Genomic DNA, 16621 nt, shown 5'->3' on the forward strand with positions numbered 1-16621 from the left:
TTAACCAATAAGCCAAAAAAAGAACCTGTCATTTAATGACAGGTTCGGTAATAAAAATTGCTATTTAGTTTTTATTGTTTCCAAGCGGCATCGAATTTTGCTTTACCACTTTTAATAGCGTTATCAACATTTTGCCCTTTTTGTGCTGCAGCAAAAATATTTTGCATAACTGGGTTTAAGTTACCATAAGCAGCACCAGCATTTTTAATAATTGGTACGCTATAAAGATTTGCCATTGCGTCTTCAAGTTTAGCTGGCAATTTCAGCTTCTTGCTGTCCTTGTATTCAGCTGAATCAGCAGCAGCTTGACTAACTGGAATATAACCAGTAGCATTAGCCCATTCAAGTTGACTCGCCTTTGAAGTTAGGAACTTGATGTAAGTAAATGCAGCTGACTTTTGATCTGCTGAGGCATGTTTAAACATATAAATGTCTGTACCTTGAGACATAGTGTATTTGCCCGGGCGAGGTGCAACATCATAAGTAAACTTGTTGCCGACACCTTGCTTAACAAAGCCTTCACCGGCAGAAGTACCGATATACATTGCAACCTTTTGGTTAGCAAATGGACCAGAGAGGTAATGCTCTGAACCAGCTACTCTGAAGTAACCAGCCTTGATACCATCTGCGTAGAAATTAATAACTTTCTTAGAAGTGTCGCCAGTAAAATCAATTTTACTTGAGAAGTCGACGCCTTCATTCTTCATACCTAAAGTATAGTAATTTGACAAAGAGTCAAAACCGGCACCGACTACCTTATGGTTACTCTTTTTATAGATGATTTGTGAATCTTTTTTCAGCTCATCCATAGTTGCCGGAGCCTTCTTAATGCCGTATTTCTTAAGCAAATCTGCATTGTAAGTCAAAACTTCAATTGATTTATTAAAAGGAATACCGTATTGTTTGCCCTCAATCTTCGCACCATCCAGAAGGGCAGACTTGATATCAGACGCCTTGCTGCTGCCCCAACCAACTTCTTTATTATTAATATAAGGTGTTAGGTCAACGAGCATATTTTTCTTAGCTGCATTAAAGAGCCAGTCAGGATATGCTTGGGTAATAGTAGGCAGGTTATTAGGTGACTGCAGGGTCGAATTAATTTTGGCTTGCAAGTCATTATATGCACCCTGATTTTCCAACTTAACTTTAATTTTAGGATTTTTACTTTCAAATTCCTGTGTCAATTTCTTTAAAGTTGATTGTTGAACACCAGTCATACCATGCCAAAAGACAATATTAGTTGTCTTTTTAACTTTAGCAATCTTATCTGAACTTGAAGATGATGAAGAATTGTTTCCACCATTAGAACAAGCTGCAGTACCAACCAGAGCTAAGCCAATTGCAAACGCAGCGGCTAACTTTTTACGAAACTTCATTTGGTTAAACCTCCCAAATATAAACTAAACAACATTTTTTTGATTAATCAAAGCGTAATTGTTTGGTTGCGCTTTGGTAAAATCCTTTTACCATAAGGGTTCTCCACCAACTCCGGATGCAATGTGTGCACTGGAATTAGTGTTGGTGGTTGAACCATATCAATAATTTGTGCCAGTTCCTTTTCGTCGGCGTGACCAGAACAACGCAACGTCTGAACCTCAATCTCCTGATCAGCCAATTTTTGCATAAAAGGTTGATAGGCTGGATCAAAATCACCTAAGGGCTCCGCATTAGAATGAATATAAAGCCCTCCTTTTTGCAACTGATCAAAATCTGCAACTGCTTGCCAGAGGAATTCGTGATCATCATTTAGCAGTTTTTCATAATGAACGGCTAATTCTGGTTTCAGATCAGCGAATTTTTGCTCCCCTGGCAAGTAATAATACGAAAAGTCCTTATTTAAACTCTCCTTGAGCAAATGGGCCCTGGCAGCATGTAAAACAACGCGGCGTGGCGAGTCAGAAATGATGCGCAGCAACCGTTCAACATTGGTAGGGTATGTATTGAAGGTGATTTGCCGCTTGGGATTGTCATTTTGCAATTGGATAAATTGAGCAGTCAGCTCGGCCTCATTTTTAGGACCGGTAAATTCTTCGCTGCTTTCTTCATGCTTTTCTTCGGGCCAAGAAAACCCAGTTGCCTCAGTAATCAAAACATCACATTCTTTTGCAACTGTTAAAAATTTTTTGACCCAATCAGGGTGATAACCATGCAAGCGAATGTCACCAGTATATGCAATTGCTAAATCAGGTGTCTTGACAATAAGTCCAGTCGCACCATAGGCATCGTGGTCACTAGGCCAAACCGTCATTGTAATATCGCCCACTTCAATCGGCTTTTGGTACTGCGCTGCAATAATGGGACGGGTATAGTCAAGCCCATGATTAGCTGCCGGTAACAGAAAATCTCCCTTTTCATTTAAAGCCGGCAGCATCTTAGCGGTAAGCGGCCCAGCATACAAAGGTATTTCAGGTGCCAAAAAATTCATAGCCTTACTGTGATCAAGGTGAAGATGCGACATGTAAGCTGCCGCATGTGTCCACCGCTCGTGATCAAGTGTTTGCCCAGTTAATTCGGGATCATAAAAGTTGGGCACATCTCCAATCAACTGGTTATTAATTAAAGTCTGGTACTTTTCATCAGGCAGATTTAATTCCGGTCTGTAGACCTCACCCAAATCAAATAAAATATGCGATTTACGGTAAGCGACTTCGATCATCGGTCCACCAATGGTATTCAAGCCGTTATAAAAGGTAATGGTGGTCTTAGCCTTTGAGGTCATTACGCACTACCCCCTTAATAATCTGTTTTCTAAAGATTAAGTACAAGACCAAAATAGGCAAAACCGTAAGGGTTGCAGCGGCTAATTGCAGCTGCGTTTCACTACCGGCATCAGATGCAAAGGCTGACAAGCCGTTATTAAGCAGCCTCATAGTATCTTCATTCGTTACAAGCAAAGGCCAAAGGAAAGAATTCCATCCAGAGATGAAACTTAAAAGACCGACAGTAAATAAACCACCTTTTGACATCGGGACTAAAATTTTCCAGATATAATCCCAATCGCTTGCTCCATCAATCATAGCGGCTTTATAAATCGTATCTGAGATTGAACCAAAGTAACTTTGCAAGTAATACATGTAGAAAATAGAAGTCAAGAACGGTAAGACCAAACCCACATAAGTGTTCAATAAACCCATGTGCGCGATCGTATTATAGTTAGTAAAGATGATTGCTTCTCCTGGAACCATCAATAGTGACAAAAGCACCAATTGAATTAAGCCTTTGCCCTTAAAGCGCAGGTTAACCATCGCAAACGCACCTAATAAAGAATTAAACAAACTAACAATCGTAGTGACGCTAGCAGTTAAGACCGTATTGAAGAAGTAACGACCAAATGGTGCCCGCGCAAAAACTGTAGCGTAGTTGGACCACTCAAAGTGATGTGGAATTAATGTAGGAGGAATTGAAGTAGTTTCCTGAAAACTCATCAAACCGCCCAAAATCATATAAATAAAGGGAAAAACGGTAATGATGGCAAAGATAAATAAAATAATGTAACTGAATAAAACTCCTAAGCGAATTCGTTTCATTTAATTTTCTCCTACCTTCTTCATCATTTTTCGCTGCAAAAATGTAGCAAACAGAATTATCAGGAACAAGATCACTGTCGCCGCCATCGCAACTCCAGGAGTGCCAACTATTTGGAACTTATTGTAAATATAGAAGACGGCGGTTGTCCCTGAATTTCCGACTCCGGCTTGCCCGTTAAAGAGTGCATAAACAGATGTATAAATTTTAAATGCCCCTATCACATTCATGGTAAGTAGAAATGCAATGGTAGGAACTAGTTCGGGCATGGTAATGCGCCAAAACTTATCGCGGCCGCTTGCACCATACATATCGGCAATAGTGTAAAAGTTGGGATCAATATTACGTAGTGCCCCCATCAAAATAACTATGTTGAAAGCCAGTGACGACCAAATACCAAAGATAATAATAGTCGTCAAAGACATTGCCGGATCATCAATCCAATCAGGAGCTGGCAGGTGCAGTGACCTGAGCAAAAAGTTCAGCATCCCGTAATCACCATTGAAGATATAACGAAAAACAATACCAATCGCAATCGTCGAAGTAACATAAGGCATGAAGAATGTGGTTTCAAAAAATGACTTGTGTTTTACCTTATCAAAAATAATCCACGCCAGCATAATTGAAATTGCCAGTCCAACCGGCACAGAAATAACGGCATAAAGAACGGTATTCTTGATAGCCAGCCAAAACTCGGGATCGTTAAAAATATACTGGTAGTTGCTAAAACCATTCCAATGTAAGTCAATTAAGGAACCACCCTGAAAGCTCATGCCAAATGCACGTAAAATAGGGTAAATACTAAACAGAGTGACGAAAATAATTGTTGGTGCTAAAAAAAGCCAAGCCTTTTTCTGATTTGTCTTCATTAGTAAACTCGCTCTCCTTCAGGTGTAAACAGGAATACCCTATTTAGCCGCATTTTCAGTTTTACTACATCACCATGTTTAATTGGAGCTTCTAAGTTGATTAGTGAACGCACTTGTTGATTATCAAATGTAAATTTTAAAATTCGTTCACGTCCAATTAATTCAATATCGTCCACTTTTGTTTCAAAAAGACCATCAGGGTCGGGAACGATATTTTCTGGGCGCACAGATAAGACATACTCACCGTCGGGGAGTTCACGCTTAAAACGTGACTGCTCCATATCGGCAAGATTTATCGTAAATTGGCTTGACTTTATTTCATTTGCTGTTTTAGTTACTTTAAAATTATCAATTACCGGATTGCCTACAAAATTGGCTACAAAATAATTATTAGGCTCCAAATAGAAATTTTGACCCAAATCATCTTGTTGAATAATGCCATCATTAAACAAAATAATCTTATCACCAATAGACAACGCTTCTTCTTGGTCATGGGTGACAAAAAGGGTCGTGATCCCTACGGTTTTTACCAGTGATCGTATTTCTTCACGAATTTTCAGACGCAATCTGGCATCCAAATTGCTTAATGGCTCATCCATCAGCAGAATTTGGGGTTCTTGTACTAAGGCGCGGGCAATTGCCACTCTTTGCTGCTGACCGCCGGATAAATTACCCGGCTTTTGGTCAGCCAGTTCAGTAATTTGAGTTAACTCCATATATTTGGTAGCAATTTCTTTAGCTTCAGCTTTAGACTTTTTATTAGCTCCCACAATTAACGGAAACATTACGTTTTGCAAAACGGTCATATGAGGATACAATGCGTAATTTTGAAAAACGTAGCCAATATGGCGATCTTTAGGCGCAACTTTTATAACTGACTTACCGTTAAATAAAATATCTCCCTCTGTAGGGTTCAAAAGGCCTGCCAGCATATTTAAAATGGTTGTTTTACCGCACCCAGACGGTCCCAGCAAACAGACCAGATCTCCTTTTTTAACGGAAAAGCTGACATTTTTGATCGCCTCATGCCCATTGTCATAAACTTTCCGCAAATTTTTTACTTCAACAAACTTATTGTTATCCATTTAACTCGCACCACTATAATTTGTATTTTACTTTTTACTTCTTTAATTTTATGATAAAAGTTCTTAGAACACAACCTTATTTGCTCAATGAAAATTCGGGGTTCAGTTGTGATAAGCACCTTTTTGACCTAAATATTCGTATTACTCGTGCTAATTGCTAATTATTTTACAAAAATAGTATTTAATGTTCTCTTTTTCTCATATTACCATTAACAAAAAGGGCAGCTGTAAATCTTACCGTTGCCCCTTTTAATTCCTGTATATATTAATTACTATTTTATCCGAACATTTGCCTATTCATTTACATTTTCTAGAACACATCAATTATAATTTTCTTCAACCAGCATCTCATGATCAATCCTAGCCCGCCCATTATTATAGTTAAAAGAGTAGCCCGGCTGAATGTTAAATAAGTAAACGTTAAAATCAAGTTCTCCGTCAGTTGAAACTGCCTGCAAGTTAATTCCCCGTGCCATTAGTTCTTCACCGCGAAAAATAGGGGTGGCTTGATAAATCACTTTTTTATTCTGTCTCAAGGCTACACGAATACGACTCTCAAACATGGTCTGTATTCGCTGGTTCGAAAAAGCAGACTGGGTGAATAAATTTTTAGGATTATTTTGATCACCGGAAAGATTGTCTGGATTAAAATTACCCTCTTGATCAATACCGGCAGAAACCGAATAGGCTATCAAATGCCCGCGATTATAAATTTGGGTTCCATTACGCCGATTGTAGTGCCAACCGGTAGGCTCAACGAATTGCCGCACTCTAAGGCTATCATTTGCCACATTCCTTTTTTGTAAAAAAGCCGTGTTGGAATGTGAAGTGCGGTTTAGGCTGTCTAAATTCGCATAAATGACTCGGTTAACCCGCCAAGCATTTTTAATCAAAGTTGAGTGATCATTATTAACTGTAATATATGCAGAACTGCCACTTTTAAAATCTAAATTAGCCAATTTTTGATAATCTTGACTTGATAAACCACCATAAACCTTAGCTGCCGGCCTTGCCTGCGTAATCTTATTATTTTTCTGATGGTCACTGCGGGTAATTCTGTCAATTGTTTGGTGCCCATTCGGATCAGAGCCGCCTTTAGTTGAAATAAACCAGATTAAAAATAAAACCAGAATAACTATTGCCCAGAAGTCGCTGATATTGGCTTTATTGCTCCGTCTGCCTCGCCTGCGTGCCATTCAAATTGCTCCTTATTTAATAATAATTAAGTATAGCTAAACGAACTACTGTTTGCAACCGGAACAATAAAAAGGCAAATCTATTAACAAAATAAGTCCTAAAAGTAGGCAAACTTTCAGGACTCTTAACTTAGCACTTTTTAACTCCTAGCCCATTCATCAAGCATATTTAAGAAATAGCTTTCAGACAGACGCTTAATCTTACTCCCAGCGCGATTAAATTCTTTCGCTTTGAGAGCTTCCGCATTGCTTTTACTAAAAAAGCCATCATCACTCATAATTAAATAATCAGTATCCGCTTTAACCCCAGTTTGCGCAATCCCGTTCATATTATTAACCATTTGTGCAGCTTCAGCAGCATCTATTTCTACTTCGGGAGCAAAAGCAATCTTCTTATTGTTAACCGGGTTACGAAAGCCCAATTCCCAAGTTTCAAGTTCATCTTGTAATAAATCAAAGTTTTTTAGTTTGCCTTGTGCTTTTTCTAAAAGTTCGGGTGTAAAATGTTGGCGAAAATCATCATAAACTTTTTTAGTATCAAGAGAATCATCCAGACCATGATGCTGCTCTACTTGGGCAATACCCGCGCGTTGAATACAGTCAAGCAAGCGGTTATGCTGCTTGGGATAATAAACGCGAGCTAGACGCAAAACATCAACATAGTCATTATTTAGTTCGGGCAAATGAAACTTTTGCGTTAAATCATACAGGAAATTTAAGTCAAAATTGACATTATAACCAATGATAATATCATCACCAATAAAACTGCGAAAAGCAGTCATTACTTCTTTTACAGGCTTTCCTTCTTTAAGCAGCAGTTCTTCAGTAATACCGTTTAACTTAGTGATAAAACTGGGAACACGGTTTGAACGCGGATAAACTACCAACTGGCTAAATTCATCCACAATCTTATTATTACGTACTTTAACTGCGCCCATTTCAGTCACATGATCGCGATATGGGTTTAAGCCCGTGGTTTCAATATCAAGCATGGTATAATCTGCAATAAAATCAGGCCATTCCTGCCCTTTGCCCCTTATTTTATCTTGAACGCCAGAAACATGCAGCACGCCATTTTTTACGTAAATACTCATTGAAAATCAGTTACTCCGTCACTAAATAATTAATTAAACTCGCTGTATTTCCATTCACGCCGGCACTACGCTCCTGAATTTCGGGCAGTAACGTTTCTTGCGGGAAATCTGCGGCAACGTACGACCACTGCGGGTATTCGGCAACCAAATGCTCAATTGGCTCACGCAATTGCGGACTGGTTTCATCAACACCCAGTTCTAAAAAGACCGTATTTTTGTCCTCATTGCCAGTCAAAAACCAACGGAAGCGGCTATTGGCATCGGTATCTGGGTAAAAATGATCGTTTAAAGGCATGTGAATTTCTAGTGGCTGTCCGCAAACTTCACACTTGGGAACCAGATGTTCTAAAGCTGCTCTTGACTCAGCTGCAACAAATTTTTGCATCACGTTGTAAGAGTCTTGCAGACCATGATTGACACCACTGGAACACTGCATCTTGGTCCAATCCCCGAAAGCGTTAAAGATACGATTTTCGTTAAAACCTGCAGTTTCGAAAAAATGACCAAAAGTTGAGGTAGCAATAAAATATTGCCGCTTACCAATTAGCTGCTTTAATTGTTTTAATGTTTCACTGGGACGATACGCCAGAGAATATTTTTGAATAAGGCGCGACCATAACTGCCACTTTTCAGACCAGGAAGAAAGGTGCTGGTCAAGTGCATAGCCTACAGAGTGGACATCATATTTTTGCACAATATCTGGAAAAGCCCGCTCAAAATTTTCTTCACCTAAAAGGTCAAGACCTTCCGCTTTAGCTAAACCATTACCAGCAACTACCACCACAACTTCCGCGTTTTGCACTAAGTCTTGCGCCTTATCCAAATTTTCCATTTATTTCCCTTTTCTATTTTTGCTTATAACCCGTGAAAGAAACTTGACCATTTTCAAATTCACCCAAAAAGATATCACTGGGATCATCATAACCAGCTTTTTTGAGCTGTTTATTCAGCCAATCTTCATCCTTATTAATAGATTCAAGCACATCTTGGTTGATTTGACCATCATTAATTAAAGGAAAACGGACATTATTTTCATCTTTTTTGATTACGGTTAGTTGACCATTCTTTTCAAAGATACAATTTTTCACTTGATCAACAGAATAGATGCCCTGACTGCGTAATTTGAACATTAGTTCATTGGCCGAAAGTCCAGCAGATAAGCAATTACGTGGTAAAACCTGACCGTTTTTAACTATTTGAATTGGCTTACCATCAATCAAACTGCGAATAAAGTTACTGTGTTCCCGGGCAAACTTCAAAATAAAGACCACTAATGTCCAAACAATCAAAACCAGCAGAAACTGTAAAACGGAAATATTGGCATTATAAATAACACCACCAATGATGCCACCAAGAACATAGTTCTGCAGTTGGTCCAAAGCGGTTGTAGGAGCAATGTTACTTTTGCCAAAAACATTGATTTGAAAAATTAAAGTTAACACACCTAAAACAAATTTAATAAAAAGCTGCGTATAGTTCATTATTGCTTCCTCCTAATTCTTGACATCGACTTTGTGATTGATCACGTGTGCCTGCTTTAATGTATATGAATTATTGTCATCATTTAATTCCAACTGGTAATCAATGTCTTTTGAATCTACTCTGACAATTAAGCCATCTTGCAACGTGGTAGAATTGACCATCACATCAGAGACCGGGACCCTATTATCTTTAGCCACTGATTTGATAAAGGGGCCAATTTGTTCAGACTGCGATTTTACTACATTCGTTTGTACGTATTTTTCATATTGCGTTCCCATAAATAATAATAAAAATAACAGCGCAATAATCCCTAAATCACGATAACGTGTATCAAATCTGTGTCTGAGATAAAGTACGGTGAAAGCAATCATGGTCAAAGCCGCGAAAGCAATCAAAACATATAGAATGGTTTTACTGGTATTTTGATTTTGCTCAATATATTTAAGTGTGTAAAAAGTCATAACATAATTACCTCTATGAAAATAATTCAACCTATTTTTTATAATTAATCCGCTTATAAAAGCTGCTATTAATCGTTTTATATCTACCAAATATAGTTAAGAATAGCTATTTTCCTCCTTCTAAGCTCTAACTGTGTTTATAAGCCTACCTATTATCAGTATAACAAAAAAGTAGTTAGAACCAGTCTAACTACCACTTGCAAATATTTAATTTATTTTTAGTTATGGGAAGCTCCTGTTGCAGTGTCCGGCTCAACTACCTTGGCTTCTTCTGCAGCTGCTGCAGCCTTAGTTGAAGCTCCCGTCTGAGCATCAGGAGCGGAATTTCTCCTATATGTAGCTCCTGTTGTAGCGTCTGGATCAACTACCAGCTTTTGTCCCGTTGTTTCACAGAAGTATTTTACTAACGGATAAAGGTCCTGCACCCATTCATAAATACCGGCATAATTGCCTTCATCATCTTCAACACGCTTATAATAATGCAAAACCAATTGCTTAAGGTTGCCAGTTGGTACTGGCATGTAAACCGTGTCGTGTCCGCCTTCTTTGGTCCGCAAAGCATGGACAACTTTTTTAGCTTCCGGAATGACATCACGCACATCGGGATGAACCTCACCCATCGTATTTCCTACTTGTGCCGGTACCCTTTTAGCTTTCATTTTAGCATTAGGATCAACCGGACGGTTGTACCACAAGAATTGGTTATTATCGTCAACAAAAGTTAGTTCACCGATGGTATTGCGCAGCATCCAGTTGATTTGATTAACTGTTAGCAGTCCACTATCAAGCTTGACATAATCGTCGCCCGTAGCAGCATGTGTTTTTTCTGCCGCCTTATCAAGCCAATCTGGATCGTTCTTAATCAGGTCCGCCACAGTATAACGGCTTTTGCCTTGAGCATCAAAGTCTTCCTTTAAATATTGATCTTTGTCCATATCTTTTAACCATTTGGGTTCAGCCATTTTCATTCTCCTTAATTTTTAGCTAAAGTAATAATTTCATTGTAACACGTAAGCGCTTAGCAAAATTTGCTTTTTTAAAACATTTTTCATTTTTGATTTGTTTTTCTTTCCATTATAATGAGCTAAAATAGAGTCTAACTGATAATAAAAAGGAGAAAAATATGAAAACAGGTACAAAAATTATTACGCTTGATAACGGCTATCATTTATGGACAAATACCCAAGGTAAAGGAGATATTCATTTACTAGCTCTGCACGGTGGACCTGGAGGCAACCATGAATACTGGGAGGACACCGCGGCACAACTGCAAAAGCAAGGCTTGAACGTTCAAGTAACAATGTATGATCAACTGGGTTCTCTTTATTCCGACCAGCCAGATTACTCAGATCCAGCCATTGCCAGCAAATATTTGACCTACGACTATTTCTTAGATGAAGTTGATGAAGTCAGAGAGAAATTGGGGTTAGATAATTTTTACCTGATTGGACAAAGTTGGGGCGGACTTTTGGTACAAGAATATGCCGTTAAATATGGGCAACACTTAAAAGGTGCAATTATTTCTTCAATGGTCGATGATATTGACGACTATGTCAAGGCCGTTAATCGCAGGCGCCAAGAGGTTTTACCCCAAACCGAAATTGATTTTATGCATGAATGTGAACAAAATAATGATTATGGCAATGCCCGTTACCAGGAAGACGTTAACATTCTAAACATTAACTTTGTTGATCGGAAACAACCGTCTAAGTTGTATCACCTAAAAGATATTGGTGGTTCGGCTGTTTACCAAGCCTTTCAAGGTGACAACGAATTTGTTATCACCGGTAAATTAAAAGACTGGCATTTTAGGGATCAGCTCAAAAATATTAAAGTGCCTACACTATTAACCTTTGGTGAAAACGAAACAATGCCAATCGCTACGGCACAGATTATGCAAAAGGAAATTCCTAATTCCCGTTTAGTTACGACGCCTAATGGTGGTCACCACCACATGGTTGATAATCCGGACGTTTATTACAAACATTTAGCTGATTTCATTAGTCAAGTAGAAAACGGCACTTTTAAAGGCGAATAATAATATTTTTCAGGCAAAAAAATTTCAGACAAGCAGATAACTGCTTGTCTTTTTATTTGTTGTTTTACTCGTTAAAATTACAACAAGGGCAAAAATTATAGTTTGAACAGACAACCCGAATCCTAACTACTTATGAATTGTGGATATAAAAATAACATTCACCCTAAAATATTCAATTTACTAAATTAATAATAAAATAATTTTACATCTTATACTATTAATATTAATAAATAAATAAAAATAATTTAATTAATTATTATTTTTATCTTTTAAATTCTTAAATTTAATGCTATTAAAGCAGTATTTATAGGTGTATGCGTATTTAAATATAAATATTTAACTAATAATTAAGCGCTTATATATTTTATATATATATCTATTAATGTTATTATAAATATGAAATATATTTAGAATTATGGAAAAATAATCGGAGACCCTTAAATTGAAATTATTTATAGACATCGTATTAATTTTGGGTGGCTGTTCATTCGTTTTTGACTTGTTCTGGATGCTCTATTTGACATTTAGTCGTAATGTCAAGCAGGATCCATACGGCAAACGCTGTCACAATTTTAAAACCCTGTTCTTATTGATACCGGCAATGAATGAATATCAAGCTTTACGCAAAAATATCCCCAAATTAATTGATTTACAAAAGCAGTGCGAGGATTTTATCAAACTTAAACTCGTCTTTATTGACGATGATTCAAGTGACGGCACATCTTCCTTATTACAAAAATATGCTTATCATCCTGATATCATAGTCATTCATCGCATCAAACCTAACGCACAACTGGGAAAAGGTCCGGCGCTACAGGACGCTGCTAATCACATTTTTAAAATGAATTATTCAATAGACGAGACAATTATCGGGGTAGTAGACGCCGATAGTCATCCTAGTAAAAAATACTTGCAACAGGTAGTACATGCTTTTGATCATTCAAATTATGATTTAGTGCAAACAAGAGTGAACATATACAATCTCAACCATAATATTGCAGTAATGCAGAATTTTGAATTTTCCATTTATAATTCCCTTTTACAAATGGCTAGGACAAACTGGGGCTCATCCTTAGCTTCTGGGAACGGACAGTTTATGACCTTAAAAATGGCTAAAGACGTGGGTTGGTCATCTTCCTTGCTAGAAGATTGTGAATTTTCCTTAAAGGGATTACTAAAAGGCTATCACGGCACCTTTCTCAACACTGTCAGCATCGCGCAACAAGGTGTTATTGATTATAAAAAATTAATACGCCAAAGAACACGTTGGTGCCAAGGTGGCTTTCAATGTCTCAATAATTATGGTATTCGCATCGTACGTTCAAATTCTGTTCCGACTATGGTCAAGACTTTCGTAATGTTTTTCCTATTAATCCCTGTATTTTCAATCATTATCACACCAGCAGCAGCGATTTCTTTAATAGCATTGTTAATCTACGCCAGAACTAATCCGTGGCTTAGTATATCAATTATTGTGGGTTTGCTGTTAGTACAGTATTTGTCAAACAGTCTATTAATCATCAAGCAATGGCGCGAAGCCCAATTTGATGCACCAATATCATTTTCTATCTTAATAAAAATAATTTTTCTGCTTGATATATACAGATGGTCTCTAGCTATCGTGCCCTACAAGGCATTGGGACGATTAATAGTTGGCAATAACTCTTGGTCAAAAACTTCTCATAACTAAAATCACAGAAATTGTAATTAATTACTATTTTTAAAAATTTTCACATTCAAAAAGACTAATAAATTTGTGCAGTAATAAGCAATTTATTAGTCTTTTATTTTCTGCTAGATATGAAATTATCGCATTAATCCAAATTGAGTGTGCTACTGTTTTCTTCTGACTTGTAGCCAGCCGTCTTACTGAAGTGGCAATTAGGCTTAACTTCACAGCTATTATTATGAATCATAGTCTTTTATACATCTGTCATCTTAAACAAATCACCTGCATATATAAAAATTTCACAGTTTATCACTTACCTCTAAATTCTTTTTTGCCCAAGTTTTTGCTACTAAGGCTTGTTATCACGCTTTATTTTAGGTGCCAGCAAATAAATACTAATTATGGTAACTAGCAAAAGTGCAATTGCTGATACTCCAATGCCTGATCTTGAACCTATTTTTTTGGCAACAAGACCACCTAAAAGAAAGCCAAAAGAGTTTACCCCAATTAACACTGTTTTATAAATACTCGTTACTCGTCCAAGATATCTTTGCTCAACTTGCTGTTGCCTATTCGTGATGATACTAATATTAATAATTGATCTAACAACCATCTAAAACATAACAAGCTATCCAAAAATCTGTTAATTTGTTCTAATTATCATTTATCTAACAACCATCTAAAACGACAAAATGGACGTCCGAACATCAAGGTCCGTTCTAATCATCATTGATCTAACAACCATCTAAAACACTTGATTGTTGGTCTCCTTGGCCGTTTAAGTTCTAATCATCATTGATCTAACAACCATCTAAAACAAGAATCCCTTTTTTCTTCAGGAATTTTATGTTCTAATCATCATTGATCTAACAACCATCTAAAACACAACACACAATGACGGTAAATACGAAACCGTTCTAATCATCATTGATCTAACAACCATCTAAAACACAATGGTGGTCATGGAGCAATATATCAATGTTCTAATCATCATTGATCTAACAACCATCTAAAACAACAATTCCATAATATTCGTTGACGTCTTCGTTCTAATCATCATTGATCTAACAACCATCTAAAACGGGTTGCAAACCTGAAACCAATTACAAAAAGTTCTAATCATCATTGATCTAACAACCATCTAAAACTTAAATCTTGCTTAACCTTGGCAGGATAGGGTTCTAATCATCATTGATCTAACAACCATCTAAAACACATAGTATACTCTTTGGGAGAAATAACCAGTTCTAATCATCATTGATCTAACAACCATCTAAAACCGCTTTGGCCACTGAATCTGTTAGACCATAGTTCTAATCATCATTGATCTAACAACCATCTAAAACCATCATTAGAATTATTTGAGCGTTTTCCTAGTTCTAATCATCATTGATCTAACAACCATCTAAAACATAGTATTAGGCTAGATGGTGATGTGCTTAGTTCTAATCATCATTGATCTAACAACCATCTAAAACGTGATTTACAAAGGCAAGACAGTCCTGACTGTTCTAATCATCATTGATCTAACAACCATCTAAAACCCGAAGACATGATTTTTCATTGCATTAAAGGTTCTAATCATCATTGATCTAACAACCATCTAAAACTGATTTTATGGATGTGATAGAAAATTATCCGTTCTAATCATCATTGATCTAACAACCATCTAAAACGACGCTCTATCGTATTAATTTTTTGCTTTTGTTCTAATCATCATTGATCTAACAACCATCTAAAACATAGATGAACAAATATTCACCTATCAATAAGTTCTAATCATCATTGATCTAACAACCATCTAAAACTAAGGAACATGCTTTTGATTTACTTGCTTAGTTCTAATCATCATTGATCTAACAACCATCTAAAACATGATACTAATTCAATGAAGTATTTAAATTGTTCTAATCATCATTGATCTAACAACCATCTAAAACTTTATCTAGAAAGCAATAAATACTATGCTAGTTCTAATCATCATTGATCTAACAACCATCTAAAACATGCACCTAAATTGTAATCATCAATAAAATGTTCTAATCATCATTGATCTAACAACCATCTAAAACCAATCTGTTCGCCATATTTGCCAAACTCTAGTTCTAATCATCATTGATCTAACAACCATCTAAAACCAATGGTCAAATCAAACTTTCTATTGTCAGGTTCTAATCATCATTGATCTAACAACCATCTAAAACCCTGTTCTAGCTATAACTACATTCGATTGAGTTCTAATCATCATTGATCTAACAACCATCTAAAACCCCACGCTTGCGAACCGCCTAATCCTATATGTTCTAATCATCATTGATCTAACAACCATCTAAAACACCGCACAACTGCGTAAATGTCAAATAGTGGTTCTAATCATCATTGATCTAACAACCATCTAAAACTTAAGCACTACGAGTACCTTAAGGAACACGGTTCTAATCATCATTGATCTAACAACCATCTAAAACGATTTTTAGCATCCCACTCGTATTTAGTCGGTTCTAATCATCATTGATCTAACAACCATCTAAAACTTGAAACTTTATTCAAATTAATTTGGAAAGGTTCTAATCATCATTGATCTAACAACCATCTAAAACGGGCAATGTTGAAGAAATTAAACCGAAAGGGTTCTAATCATCATTGATCTAACAACCATCTAAAACTGTCAGCGAGCCGATATGCCTTGACCTTCTGTTCTAATCATCATTGATCTAACAACCATCTAAAACTAATTGGAAGGAAAATGGAGGAATTAAATGGTTCTAATCATCATTGATCTAACAACCATCTAAAACTTGTGTATAACATTTTTAATTCACACTTTCGTTCTAATCATCATTGATCTAACAACCATCTAAAACAACTATTTACCAGTTCGTCATTCTCATTATGTTCTAATCATCATTGATCTAACAACCATCTAAAACTAATAAAGCTAATGAATTATTAGAGGCATAGTTCTAATCATCATTGATCTAACAACCATCTAAAACGTTGGTCAATGCAAAAATTGACTAACTAATGTTCTAATCATCATTGATCTAACAACCATCTAAAACTTCAATAATTGATGGTAATCTTTCTGAGCTGTTCTAATCATCATTGATCTAACAACCATCTAAAACTACATTTTCAACTATCAGTTTCTCGTTTTTGTTCTAATCATCATTGATCTAACAACCATCTAAAACCCGATATT

14 protein-coding genes and 1 CRISPR repeat array are annotated in these 16621 nt (G+C 36.6%); of the genes, 3 read left to right on the plus strand and 11 right to left on the minus strand.

Going from position 1 to position 16621, the window contains the following annotated elements; genetic code table 11:
• Positions 1 to 71 precede the first annotated feature (71 nt).
• From H3T47_RS00075 to H3T47_RS00125, 11 genes are all read right to left on the minus strand, one after another.
• A complete protein-coding gene (locus tag H3T47_RS00075; RefSeq protein WP_199282145.1) occupies positions 72 to 1376 on the minus strand; it encodes an extracellular solute-binding protein in 1305 nt (434 codons plus the stop codon).
• 47 nt (positions 1377 to 1423) lie between these two features.
• Positions 1424 to 2719, minus strand: a complete 1296-nt coding sequence (locus H3T47_RS00080; protein WP_199282146.1) for an MBL fold metallo-hydrolase — start codon at positions 2717 to 2719, stop codon at positions 1424 to 1426.
• On the minus strand, positions 2703 to 3527 hold the full coding sequence (locus tag H3T47_RS00085) for a carbohydrate ABC transporter permease (RefSeq protein WP_046326738.1): 825 nt from the start codon (positions 3525 to 3527) through the stop codon (positions 2703 to 2705). Before H3T47_RS00085 ends, H3T47_RS00080 begins: the two co-directional genes overlap by 17 nt.
• On the minus strand, positions 3528 to 4394 hold the full coding sequence (locus tag H3T47_RS00090; RefSeq protein ID WP_038521305.1) for a carbohydrate ABC transporter permease: 867 nt from the start codon (positions 4392 to 4394) through the stop codon (positions 3528 to 3530).
• Positions 4394 to 5479: an ABC transporter ATP-binding protein gene (locus H3T47_RS00095; RefSeq protein ID WP_038521302.1), complete on the minus strand. Its 1086-nt coding sequence runs from the start codon at positions 5477 to 5479 to the stop codon at positions 4394 to 4396. The genes H3T47_RS00090 and H3T47_RS00095 overlap by 1 nt, the downstream gene beginning before the upstream one ends.
• 320 nt (positions 5480 to 5799) lie before the next feature.
• Entirely contained in the window at positions 5800 to 6675 is an 876-nt protein-coding gene (locus tag H3T47_RS00100) for a DNA/RNA non-specific endonuclease (RefSeq protein WP_199282147.1), read from the minus strand.
• 140 nt (positions 6676 to 6815) lie between these two features.
• Positions 6816 to 7769, minus strand: a complete 954-nt coding sequence (locus H3T47_RS00105; protein ID WP_199282148.1) for an exonuclease domain-containing protein — start codon at positions 7767 to 7769, stop codon at positions 6816 to 6818.
• A 10-nt stretch (positions 7770 to 7779) separates the two neighbouring features.
• Positions 7780 to 8601: a Sir2 family NAD-dependent protein deacetylase gene (locus H3T47_RS00110; protein WP_199282149.1), complete on the minus strand. Its 822-nt coding sequence runs from the start codon at positions 8599 to 8601 to the stop codon at positions 7780 to 7782.
• Positions 8602 to 8614: 13 nt separating this feature from the next.
• Positions 8615 to 9250, minus strand: coding sequence for a DUF421 domain-containing protein (locus H3T47_RS00115; protein WP_109918032.1), 636 nt, complete (start codon positions 9248 to 9250; stop codon positions 8615 to 8617).
• Between the two features lie 12 nt (positions 9251 to 9262).
• Positions 9263 to 9712 (minus strand): DUF3290 domain-containing protein, encoded by a 450-nt coding sequence (locus H3T47_RS00120; protein ID WP_199282150.1) that lies wholly within the window; start codon positions 9710 to 9712, stop codon positions 9263 to 9265.
• Between the two features lie 218 nt (positions 9713 to 9930).
• A complete protein-coding gene (locus tag H3T47_RS00125) occupies positions 9931 to 10674 on the minus strand; it encodes a PAS domain-containing protein (RefSeq protein ID WP_199282151.1) in 744 nt (247 codons plus the stop codon).
• Between the two features lie 161 nt (positions 10675 to 10835).
• On the opposite strand from H3T47_RS00125, the gene H3T47_RS00130 reads away from it, so the two are divergent.
• The 3 genes from H3T47_RS00130 to H3T47_RS09320 all read left to right on the plus strand — a co-directional run bounded on the left by H3T47_RS00130 (position 10836) and on the right by H3T47_RS09320 (position 13943).
• Positions 10836 to 11750, plus strand: coding sequence for a proline-specific peptidase family protein (locus H3T47_RS00130; RefSeq protein ID WP_199282152.1), 915 nt, complete (start codon positions 10836 to 10838; stop codon positions 11748 to 11750).
• A gap of 442 nt (positions 11751 to 12192) precedes the next feature.
• Positions 12193 to 13440, plus strand: coding sequence for a glycosyltransferase family 2 protein (locus H3T47_RS00135; protein WP_187159464.1), 1248 nt, complete (start codon positions 12193 to 12195; stop codon positions 13438 to 13440).
• A 380-nt stretch (positions 13441 to 13820) separates the two neighbouring features.
• Positions 13821 to 13943, plus strand: coding sequence for a hypothetical protein (locus H3T47_RS09320; RefSeq protein ID WP_255528533.1), 123 nt, complete (start codon positions 13821 to 13823; stop codon positions 13941 to 13943).
• Between the two features lie 60 nt (positions 13944 to 14003).
• Positions 14004 to 16613: a CRISPR direct-repeat array (repeat unit 36 nt; unit sequence GTTCTAATCATCATTGATCTAACAACCATCTAAAAC).
• The last annotated feature ends 8 nt before the right edge of the window (positions 16614 to 16621 follow it).

The sequence above is a fragment of the Lactobacillus sp. W8093 genome (assembly GCF_016100925.1).
GTDB classification, from domain to species: domain Bacteria; phylum Bacillota; class Bacilli; order Lactobacillales; family Lactobacillaceae; genus Lactobacillus; species Lactobacillus helsingborgensis.

Coding starts and splice junctions, on each gene's coding strand:
- H3T47_RS00095 (WP_038521302.1), bottom strand. CDS start 5,479: ATGGATAACAATAAGTTTGTTGAAGTAAAAAATTTGCGGAAAGTTTAT.
- H3T47_RS00090 (WP_038521305.1), bottom strand. CDS start 4,394: ATGAAGACAAATCAGAAAAAGGCTTGGCTTTTTTTAGCACCAACAATT.
- H3T47_RS00125 (WP_199282151.1), bottom strand. CDS start 10,674: ATGGCTGAACCCAAATGGTTAAAAGATATGGACAAAGATCAATATTTA.
- H3T47_RS09320 (WP_255528533.1), top strand. CDS start 13,821: ATGGTAACTAGCAAAAGTGCAATTGCTGATACTCCAATGCCTGATCTT.
- H3T47_RS00075 (WP_199282145.1), bottom strand. CDS start 1,376: ATGAAGTTTCGTAAAAAGTTAGCCGCTGCGTTTGCAATTGGCTTAGCT.
- H3T47_RS00110 (WP_199282149.1), bottom strand. CDS start 8,601: ATGGAAAATTTGGATAAGGCGCAAGACTTAGTGCAAAACGCGGAAGTT.
- H3T47_RS00080 (WP_199282146.1), bottom strand. CDS start 2,719: ATGACCTCAAAGGCTAAGACCACCATTACCTTTTATAACGGCTTGAAT.
- H3T47_RS00115 (WP_109918032.1), bottom strand. CDS start 9,250: ATGAACTATACGCAGCTTTTTATTAAATTTGTTTTAGGTGTGTTAACT.
- H3T47_RS00120 (WP_199282150.1), bottom strand. CDS start 9,712: ATGACTTTTTACACACTTAAATATATTGAGCAAAATCAAAATACCAGT.
- H3T47_RS00100 (WP_199282147.1), bottom strand. CDS start 6,675: ATGGCACGCAGGCGAGGCAGACGGAGCAATAAAGCCAATATCAGCGAC.
- H3T47_RS00105 (WP_199282148.1), bottom strand. CDS start 7,769: ATGAGTATTTACGTAAAAAATGGCGTGCTGCATGTTTCTGGCGTTCAA.
- H3T47_RS00085 (WP_046326738.1), bottom strand. CDS start 3,527: ATGAAACGAATTCGCTTAGGAGTTTTATTCAGTTACATTATTTTATTT.
- H3T47_RS00130 (WP_199282152.1), top strand. CDS start 10,836: ATGAAAACAGGTACAAAAATTATTACGCTTGATAACGGCTATCATTTA.